This is a genomic window from Nonomuraea sp. NPDC047529 (assembly GCF_040642995.1).
Lineage (GTDB): Bacteria > Actinomycetota > Actinomycetes > Streptosporangiales > Streptosporangiaceae > Nonomuraea.
In genome coordinates this window covers 3,533-13,021 of the sequence record NZ_JBEYTJ010000082.1, presented here as the reverse complement: position 1 = coordinate 13,021, position 9,489 = coordinate 3,533, and the positions used below count along the sequence as shown (strand labels likewise).

7 protein-coding genes are annotated in these 9,489 nt (G+C 74.4%); 3 read left to right on the top strand and 4 right to left on the bottom strand.

What is annotated here, in order from left to right; all coding sequences use genetic code 11:
- Positions 1 to 187: 187 nt before the first annotated feature.
- Positions 188 to 652, bottom strand: coding sequence for a DUF1801 domain-containing protein (locus tag ABZ815_RS52080; RefSeq protein ID WP_357710833.1), 465 nt, complete (start codon positions 650 to 652; stop codon positions 188 to 190).
- Positions 653 to 713: 61 nt separating this feature from the next.
- Positions 714 to 1,169 carry a carboxymuconolactone decarboxylase family protein gene (locus ABZ815_RS52075; protein ID WP_357710830.1) on the bottom strand — a complete coding sequence of 152 codons (456 nt, stop codon included), beginning with the start codon at positions 1,167 to 1,169 and terminating at the stop codon, positions 714 to 716.
- Between the two features lie 189 nt (positions 1,170 to 1,358).
- Between ABZ815_RS52075 and ABZ815_RS52070 the strand changes: the two genes are divergently transcribed.
- Positions 1,359 to 3,833, top strand: coding sequence for a tetratricopeptide repeat protein (locus ABZ815_RS52070; protein WP_357710828.1), 2,475 nt, complete (start codon positions 1,359 to 1,361; stop codon positions 3,831 to 3,833).
- A gap of 24 nt (positions 3,834 to 3,857) precedes the next feature.
- On the opposite strand, the gene ABZ815_RS52065 is transcribed toward ABZ815_RS52070, so the two are convergent.
- Positions 3,858 to 6,578 (bottom strand): LuxR C-terminal-related transcriptional regulator, encoded by a 2,721-nt coding sequence (locus ABZ815_RS52065; protein WP_357710825.1) that lies wholly within the window; start codon positions 6,576 to 6,578, stop codon positions 3,858 to 3,860.
- A gap of 125 nt (positions 6,579 to 6,703) precedes the next feature.
- On the opposite strand from ABZ815_RS52065, the gene ABZ815_RS52060 reads away from it, so the two are divergent.
- Positions 6,704 to 7,318, top strand: coding sequence for a dihydrofolate reductase family protein (locus ABZ815_RS52060; RefSeq protein ID WP_357710823.1), 615 nt, complete (start codon positions 6,704 to 6,706; stop codon positions 7,316 to 7,318).
- Positions 7,319 to 7,393: 75 nt separating this feature from the next.
- On the opposite strand, the gene ABZ815_RS52055 is transcribed toward ABZ815_RS52060, so the two are convergent.
- Positions 7,394 to 8,776: an MFS transporter gene (locus ABZ815_RS52055; RefSeq protein WP_357710820.1), complete on the bottom strand. Its 1,383-nt coding sequence runs from the start codon at positions 8,774 to 8,776 to the stop codon at positions 7,394 to 7,396.
- A 190-nt stretch (positions 8,777 to 8,966) separates the two neighbouring features.
- On the opposite strand from ABZ815_RS52055, the gene ABZ815_RS52050 reads away from it, so the two are divergent.
- Positions 8,967 to 9,380 carry a VOC family protein gene (locus ABZ815_RS52050; protein ID WP_357710818.1) on the top strand — a complete coding sequence of 138 codons (414 nt, stop codon included), beginning with the start codon at positions 8,967 to 8,969 and terminating at the stop codon, positions 9,378 to 9,380.
- Positions 9,381 to 9,489 lie beyond the last annotated feature (109 nt).

Here is a 9,489-nt window from a genome sequence, read left to right as displayed (position 1 = left end):
TCCATCGAGATGCGCGACACCGACGAGGACGTCTTCCGCGCGGCGGAGGAACTCGGTATCGATCTGTCCCGGCGTGAGCCGAGCAGCGTGGAAGAGGTCTGACGGTCACGTGCTCCACTGCGGCGGGCCGGGCCGGAGCAGGGTCCGGCCCGCCGCGGTGGAGCAGAACCCGGCGGGTTCCCGGACCTCAGCCCGCGGCCTGCTGCACGAGGGCGGCGATGCGCGCCTCGGTCTCGGGGGTCAGCTCCTTCAGCGCGAAGGCGCTCGGCCACATGGCGCCGTCCTCAAGGGGCGCCCCGTCGTTGAAGTCGAGGGTGGCGTACCGGGACTTGAACTTCGCCGCGGGCTTGAAGAAGCACACGACGCTGCCGTCCTTGGCGTAGGCCGGCATCCCGTACCAGGTCTTCGGGGTGAGGTCCGGCGCGGCGGACCTGATGATGGCGTGCACCGCCTCGGCCAGGACGCGGTCGTCCTCGGCCATCTCGGCGATCTTCTCCAGGATGTCGCGGTCGCCGTCGGCCGCCGTCGCCTTCCCGCCGCGCCGCGCGGCCTTCTTCAGCTCGCTGGAGTGCGCCTTCATCGCCGCGCGCTCGTCCTCGCTGAAACCCTCGAAACCCTTGTTGTCCGCGCCGGTCTTCTTCGTGGTGCTCATGGTGAAATCTCCTTCTTTGTGGGTTGGATGTTAGTACTGACCGTTTTATGGGTGGTGCGGTTCAGCCCCAGGCGCCGGCGATCTGCCGGGTGGTGGCGTTGAGCCGGTTGAACAGGTTGGTCACGCCGACCATCAGCACGATCGCGGCGAGCTGCTTCTCGTCGTAGTAGGTGGCGGCCCTGTCCCAGACCTCGTCGCTGACCGCGTCGGACCGGTCGGCCAACCGCGTGGCGGCCTCGGCCAGCTCCAGCGCCGCCCGCTCCTCCTCGCTGAAGTACGGGGCCTCCCGCCAGGCGACGACCGTGGCCAGCCGCTCCTCGCTCACCCCGGACTTGCGCCCGGTCTTGACGCCCGCGTCGACGCAGGCGCTGCACCCGTTGATCTGGCTGACCCGAAGGTGCACCAGCTCCAGCGTCTGGGCGTCCACCCCGCCGGAGTGCACCGCCTTGAACAAGTCCTGGATGGGCTGCATCGCGCCGGACAGAACGACGGCCGGGTTCTGCATACGAGACTGCATGATGGTTCTCCCTTTTCGGGGTGCTTGTCCTGGTCGGCGCCCCGTCCCCCGGGGCGTGACTCCATCTCAGCCGAGCCGGCGCGCCACGACGATGCCCGTGGGACACCGTGGGACAGCCGGGATGCCGTTGGCCTGCGGTGATTCGTCCAGGTAAGTTTCTTTCGCGACGGGACAGAAAGGCAGAAACAGGTGACACGACAGCAGACGGCGGACCCCCAGGACGAGCTGGCCAACCGGCTACGCCTGCTCCAGGAGCTCTCCGGGCACGGCGTGCGGGCGCTCGCCCGCGAGACGGGCCTCAGCTCGTCCTCGCTGTCGCGCTATCTCAGCGGCCAGTCGGTGCCGCCATGGGCCGCGGTGATCGAGCTGTGCCGCCTGGTCAAGCGCGACCCCCGCCCGTTGCGTCCCCTGTGGGAGCGGGCGACCAACCCCCTGCCGGCGCCCCCGAAGGCGAGCCGCCAGGTGCAGCCGCCCTCGCCGCCCGCCGGCGCCCCCCGTCCGCCGCGCAACGACCTGCCGCGCGACGTGCCGGACTTCACCGGGCGCGAGGCCCAGCTCGACGCCGTGCTCGCCGCGGTCGCCGAGAACCGGGTGGTGGCCGTGGACGGCATGGCGGGCGTCGGCAAGACCTGCCTGGCCGTGCACGCCGCTCACCGGCTCGCCGCCGACTACCCCGACGCCCAGCTCTACCTGGACCTGCACGGGTTCACCGAAGGGCGCGAACCGCTCGACCCCGACCCCGCGCTGCGGACCCTGCTCGCCGCGCTCGACGTCCCCTCGGAGAAGATCCCGCAGGAGGGCGGCATCGAGCCGCTGGCCGCGTGCTGGCGGGCGGAGCTGGCCGGACGGCGGGCCGTCGTGGTGCTCGACAACGCCGCCGGGGCCGACCAGGTCCGCATGCTGCTGCCCGGCGCGGGCGAGACCGTCACGCTGATCACCAGCCGCAACCGGCTGGTCGGCCTGGAGGAGGTGCCGCCCGTCTCGCTGGACGTGCTCACCCCGGAGGAGAGCGCGCGCCTGCTGGCCCGCGCCAGCGGCGAACCCGGCGGCCCCGACGGGCGGCTGGCCCGCGACCCCGAGGCGGCGGCCGAGGTGCTGCGGCTGTGCGGCCACCTGCCGCTGGCCCTGCGGCTGGCCGGGGCCCGGCTGCGGCACCGGCCCGGCTGGACCGCCGGCATCCTGGTCGAGCGCATGGCCGAGGGCCCGAGCGAGTTCGACACCGCCTTCGCCATGTCCGTACGGCAGCTCGACCGGGCCCAGCGCCGCCTGTTCCGGCTGCTGGGCCTGCTGTCCGGGTCCTCCTTCGACGACTACGTGGCCGCCGCGCTGGCCGGCGTGCCGCTGCGCAGCGCGCGGGCGATGCTGGAGGACCTGCTCGACGCCCACCTCGTCCAGCAGCCCTCGCCCGGCCGGTACACGCTGCATGACCTCGTCCACCAGCACGCGCGCCGGGCCGCCGAGGAGCAGGACTCGCCGGCCGAGCGGGAGCAGGCGCTGGGCCGGGTGCTCGACTACTACGTGCACGCGGCGGCCGCCGCCGACGCCGCGATGCCGTACGAGTCGGGCAGCCGTGCCGCGTCGGCGGGCAGCCCTCCGGCCGATCTGCCGGCGTTCGGCAGCAAGCACGCGGCTCTGGGCTGGTTCGTCGCCGAGTACGGCAACCTGATGGGCGCCTTCGAGCTGGCGGTCGCCATCGGGGCCGACGCGCACGCGTGCGAGCTGCCCCGCTTCATGCGCGCGTTCTTCGCCCGGCGCTGCGGCACGACCCACCTCAACATGCTCTTCGAACGGTCGCTGGCGGCCGCGGAACGCCTGGGCGACCCGTGGCAGCTCGCCGAGGCGCACAGCGACCTGGGCTTCGCCCGCTACAACGCGGGCCGCATGGCCGAGGCCGGAGCCGCGTACGAGGCGGCGGCGCCCCTGGTGTCCCAGGCCGGCGACGCCCGCTCCGCGGCGGACCTGATGATGCGCCGCGGCTACCTGAGCTGGGACGAGGGCCACGTCGAGGAGCCGCTCGACCTCTTCCGGCAGGCGGCCCGGCTGTACGACGACGCCGGCTGCCCGATGGGCGCGGCCCACGCCGCGGCCGACGAGGCGTGGGCGATGTTGCAACTGGGACGCCGGGAGGAGGCGGCCCGGCTGGCCCGCGAGGTGCTGGCCCTGACGCACGGCGAGCCCGGCTGGCCGGCCACGCTGACCGCCCGGATCACCCTCGGCCTGGCCATCGTGCACGAGCAGCCCGACGAGGCCGCCGGGCACCTGCGCCAGGCCCTGGAGCTGGCCCGCGAGGACGGCCACAAGCACAACGAGGCGTGGTGCCTCAACTGCCTGGGCGTCGCCCTGCGCCAGACGGGCCGTCACGAGGAGGCGCTGGACAGCCACCGGCAGGCGTTCGCCCTGCTGGACGAGCTGTTCGAGGAGCACTGGAAGGTGCACTTCCTCTACGGCTACGGCGAGACGTGCCGATTGGCCGGCCTGCCCGAGGAGGCGCTGCGCCTGCACCGCCAGGCTCTCGAACTGGCTCCCAAGGTGGGCGCGCGGCACAAGGAGGTCCTGGCCCACGAGGGCATCGCGGCCGTGCTCGACGAGACCGACCCGGCCGCGGCGGCCGAGCACCGCGCGGCGAGCCAGGCCATCCGCCGCGACCTCGTTCCCGCCCCCTGACGTCACCGGCGTCCGGACGGGCGCTCACCCCGTACGCGTCGCGTCCTCCCCGTCGCGGGCGGACGTCGCGCGGGCGAGTTCGGTGCGGTTGGCGACCTGGAGCTTGGCGTAGACGTGCGCCAGGTGGGTCTTGACCGTGCCCCGGCTGACGAACAGCCGGGCGGCGATCTCCGGGTTGGACAGCCCTTCGGCGGCGAGCCCGGCCACCGACCGCTCGGCCGGGGTCAGGCTCTCCCACCCGGATCCGGGCCGGCGGCGCGGCCCCCGGGCGCGGGTGGCGTAGGCGACGGCCGCGTCCAGGTCCATCGCGCGTCCCCGTTCGGCGGCCGTACGCAGGGTCTCGCCGTCCTCGCCGTCGGCGGACGGGAGGGGGCGGGGCGCGGCCCCGAGGTCGGCGCGGGCGCGCCCGGCGGCCCCGGCCAGCACCCCGGCCGCCTCGACGGCGCCGCGACGCAGGTTGAGCAGCGCCAGGGCCTCCAGGCTGGCCACGCGGTCGAAGACCAGGTCGTGCTCGACGCGGATGCGCAGGGCCTCGTGGTGCAGCCGCAGCGCGCGTTCGGGGTCGCTCTCGTGGGCGAGCAGCGCCTGCTCGTCCAGCACGCCGGCGCGCACGCGCGGCATCCGTCCGGTCACCGGCGACCGCGCCAGCACGTCCAGCACCCGCGCCGCCGACGCCTCCTCGCCGGACCGCCGCAGCGCCGCGGCCAGCACGATCTGGGTGTCGGGCGCGAGCCACGCCGCGTCGGGCTCGTCCTGCCAGCGCACCTCCTGCCAGCACCACTCCACCGCCTCGCGCGGGCGGTCGTGGCCGAGCGCGAGCATCGCCTGGGTGCGTTCCCACCCGGTGATGAACGGCAGCCGTCCCGCCGCGTCGAACAGGCGCTCCATGGGCTCCAGCGCGGCGGCGGCCTCCTGCAGGCGGCCCTGAAGGATGCGGATCTCCGCCAGGACGACCCGGGCCGAGCCGGTCCAATGCAGGTCGCGCAGCGGTTCCGCCGTCGCGACGGCCCGTCCGGCCAGCTCCGCGGCCCGCTCCAGCGTGCCCGACCGGGCGGCGGCCAGCGCCCACCAGCCCAGCGCGAAGGAGGCCACGCCGCGGTCGCCGCGCCGGAGCAGCCGTTCCACGACCGGCTCGAAGCACGCGATCGCCTGCCGGTGGTCGTCGCCGAGCACGTGCACCAGGGCGACGAACGCCTCCGCGCAGTCGGCGACGAACCCGTCCCCGGCCTGGACGGCCTCGTCCCGCACCGCGCGGGCCTCCGCCAGCGCCTCGGGGAGGCCCGTCGCCAGCAGGCCGATCGCGATCAGCGGCCCGGCCGGGCGGGCCGTCTCAGGAGCGCCGGCCGCCCGCGCCAGCTCCCGCGCCGCCCGCGCCACCTCGAACGCCTCCATGCCCGGCTCGGTGGTGTTGAGCACGAACGCCAGCGCCGCCAGGACCCGGGCCTGGAGCGGGCCGCGCTCGCCGGCGCCGAGCGCCGCGGCCCGGCGCAGCAGCGCGACGCCCTCGGCGCCGCGTCCCTCCAGGTGCCACAGCCACGCGCAGTCCGCGGCCAGGCGCCGCGCCCGCGCCGTGTCCGGACGCGACAGCCCCCACTCGATCGCGGCGCGCACGTTGGGGTAGGCGGCGCCGACCTGCGCCCGCCAGGCGTCCTTGCCGGTCTCCAGCAGCGGCGCCAGGCCCTCCAGCAACGACACGTGCAGGTCCAGGTGCAGGTCGCGCGCGGCCGTGTCCTCCTGCGCCTCCGCCAGGCGGTCCAGCGCGTACGCCCGCACCACTCCCAGCATCCGGTACCGGGCCACCGCGCCCGTCGTGTCGGCCACGACCAGCGACTTGTCGATCAGCCCCCGCAACGCCTTGAGCAGGCGCCCGCGGCCGGGCCCGCCGAGCTCGGCCAGGCGGGCCACGGCGTCGGCGGTGAAGCCCGGCTCGAACACCCCCGCGCGCCGGAACAGCACCCGCTCGTCGTCGTCCAGCAGGTCGTGGCTCCAGGTCATCGACGCCTGAAGTGTGCGCTGGCGGAAGGGGGTGGTGCGCGTGCCGCCGTCCAGGAGGTCGAAGGGGGCGCTCAGGGAGTCCGCGATCTGCGTCAGCGACAGGGCGCCCGCCCAGCCGGCCGCCAGCTCCAGCGCGAGGGGCAGCCGGTCGAGCCGGTCGCAGATCCGCCTGGCCTGCGACCCGGCCGCGCGGGCCGCCGTATCGTCCGCGGGGGACGCCGCGGGCGGCGAGTCGACGCGTTCGAGGAACAGCTCCAGGGCGTCGGCCAGGCTCATCGGCGGCACCGGCCACACCCGCTCGCCGGGCACGCCGAGCCTGGACCGGCTGGTGGCGACCACCGCCACGCGCGGGCACGCCGCCAGCACCGCCGCGACGACCCCGGCCGCGTCGTCCAGCACGTGCTCGCAGTTGTCGAGGACGACCAGGAGCTCGCGCTCCCGCAGCGCGGCGGCCAGCACCGCCACCGGGTCGAGCCCGGTGGGCAGCAGGACGTCCAGCGCGGCGGCCATCCGGTGGCCGATCTGGCCGCCGTCGGTCTCCTGCTCCAGGCCGACCCAGAAGACGCCGTCCGGCCACTCCCCGGCCGCCGCCTGGCACAGGCGCATCGCCAGCCGGGTCTTCCCGCACCCGCCCGGACCGGTCAAGGTCAGCACCCGCCCGGACGCCACCGCCGCGCCGACCGCCGCCAGCTCCTCGACCCGGCCCACGAACGACGACAACTCCGCCGGAGCATGACGAAAACCAGACATCGCCCGAAGTATGCCAGCAAATAGGCCAGGGGTTGGGCGGCATCTCTGCCAGGTGGCCGATGTTCCCGGCCTGCCCGAACGGCAGGATCGTGCACATCGGAAAGCACTTCCAAGGAGAGTCGGAAATGACGCAGCACGGCAACGTCCAGGGCCGCAGGGTCGTCGGCAACATCTCGCTGTCCCTCGACGGCCGGGTCAGCGGCCAGGGCGGCGAGTACGACATGAGCTGGATCGTCCCGCACGCCGTCAGCGACGGCGCCCGCGACCACATGATCCGGGTGACGGGCGCCGCCACCACCGCCCTGCTCGGCCGGAAGAACTACGAGGGCTTCGGCTCCTTCTGGCCGGCGGTCGCCAAGGACGAGGACGCCGATCCCCGCGACCGGGCCTTCGCCCAGTGGCTCGACGAGACCGAGAAGATCGTCTTCTCCTCGACCCTGACGGACGCGCCGTGGCAGAACTCCCGCCTGGCCGAGGCCGGTCCCGCCGAGGTGGTCGAGCGGCTGCGGGGGCAGTCCGGGGGCGACATCATCGTCCTGGCCAGCGGCAGCGTCATCAAGGCCCTGCTGGCGGCGGACGCGCTGGACCGGCTCAGCATCACGCTCTGCCCGGAGGTGGCCGGCGGCGGCGCCCGGCTGCTGGAGGACGGTCTGCCCGCCTCGCACTGGTCGCTCACCGACCTGTCGACCACTGACTCGGGCGCGATCTGCCTGCTCTACGACCGCCTCCGCCAGGGGTGAGCGCCGGGGCGGGGCAGCGCCCCCGGCGCCGGAAGACAGGCGGGGGAGCGGACCGGGCCCGGTGGTCAGGCGGGGTCAGGCGGGGAGCGGGGCGGTGGCGCGGCGCCTGGCGAAGGTGAGGGCGACGACGGTCCCGAGCAGCATGCCCGCGGCCGCGACGAGCACCGCCGTACGCATCCCGGCGGCGAGCGCGGGCCCGGTGGCCTCGCCCACCCCGCCGGCCGCGACCAGCACCGCGAGCCCGAGCGCCGCGCCGACCTGGAGCGCGGTCGAGGCCATGCCGGACGCGATCCCCTGCTCGCCGGCCACCACGCCGGTGGCCGAGGCGATCCACATCCCGGTCCAGGTGAGGCCCTGGCTGACGCCCGAGACGACGATGCCGGGCAGCACCCCCCAGTACGACCCGTCGGCGCTGATCCCCAGCGCCAGCAGCGCGGTGCCGGCCGCCCCGCCGACGGTGCCGATGAGCAGGGTGACCCGCATCCCGATCCGCCCGGCCAGCCGCCCGCCGAGCTGGGTGCCGAGCGCGATCAGCAGGGACGGCACCAGGAACGCCAGCCCGGTCGCCACGGCGCCGTACCCGAGCACGGTCTGGAAGTAGAGGGTCAGGAAGTACGGCAGCGCGTTGAAGGTGGCGCCGAAGACCAGGATGAGCGCGATGGCCGAGCCGAGGCTGCGGTTGCCGAACAGCCGCAGCGGCATGAGCGGGTCGGCGCCCGCCCTCTCGACCGCGACGAACGCACCCAGCAGCACGGCGGCCAGCACGAACCCGCCGGTGATGAGCGGTGAGCTCCACCCGGACTCGGGGCCCTGGATGAGGGCGTAGGCGAGCAGGCTGACGCCGCCGGTGGCCAGCACCGCGCCCGGGACGTCGAACCGGCGGCCCCGCGCGCGGGCTCCGTCGGCGGGCAGCAGCAGCCAGGCGCCCGCGATCGCGACGACGGCGAGCGGCACGTTGACGTAGAAGACCGCCTCCCAGCCCCACGCGCCGGTCAGCAGGCCGCCGAGCAACGAGCCGAGCGCCAGGCCGCCGGCGCCCGCGCCGCTCCAGACCGCCAGCGCCCTGTTGCGCGCGCTCCCCTCGGCGAACCCGGTGTTGACCAGCGCCAGCGTCGCCGGGAACAGCAGCGCGCCGCCCAGCCCCTGCACGGCCCGCGCGGCCACGAGGGTCCCGGGGCTCTGCGCCAGCCCGCCGGCCAGGGAGGCGATCGCGAACAGCGCCAGCGCGCCCACGAACATCCTGCGGTGCCCGAGCAGGTCGGCCGCCCGGCCGCCGAGCAGCAGGAACCCGCCGTACGCGACGGCGTAGGCGCTGGCCACCCATTGCAGGGTCTGCGGGGAGAAGTCCAGCTCGGCGCCGATCCGGGGGAGGGCGACGAAGACGATGTTGAAGTCGAGCGAGGTGATGAGCTGGGAAAGGGCCAGCAGGGCGAGGATCAGGCCGGGGCGGCGTCTCACGGGTGCACCTTCATACGATAGTTCGGGAAAAACGTACAGTTCGGGATACTCGTACAATTGGTGGGAGCTCGTCAAGTCGTCGTGCGGGGCCGGTGGGGCAACCGGTCAGGAATCGAGAAGCGCCCGGAGAGGGGCCTTCCATAGCGTGGCTCTCATCGTCAGAACGTCTGAAGCGTCAAGGAGACAAGGCATGAAAGCGCACGTCAGCTCGATCCTGCTCGCCGTCCAGGACATGGACCGGGCCAAGCGGTTCTACACCGAGGGGCTCGGCTGGAAGATCCAGAACGACTACGGCATCTCGGTGTTCTTCGAGTCGGACGGCGCCTCGCCCGTCGGCTTCTACGGCCGCGAAGGTCTGGCCGGCCTGGTCGGGCTGAGCCCGGAAGGCAGCGGTTTCAGCGGGGTCGTCCTCACCTATGTCGTCCGCAGCGAGGCCCGGGTCGACGAGATCATGGAAGAGGCGGAGAAGGCCGGCGCCACGATCCTCAAGCCCGCCGGCGCCCTGCCGTGGGGCGGCTACGGCGGTACCTTCGCCGACCCCGACGGCTACGTCTGGAGCCTGGGTTACAGCGACCAGGGCGAGGACCAGCCGTACGCCGAGTAGCCGCGTCGGACGCCTCCCGTGGAGTCGGGGGGGGTTGGGGGGCTCGCCGCCCCCCCCCGCCCCGGGCCCGGGCGCAGATAGCACGTGAGGGGGAATGTTTATGAGATAG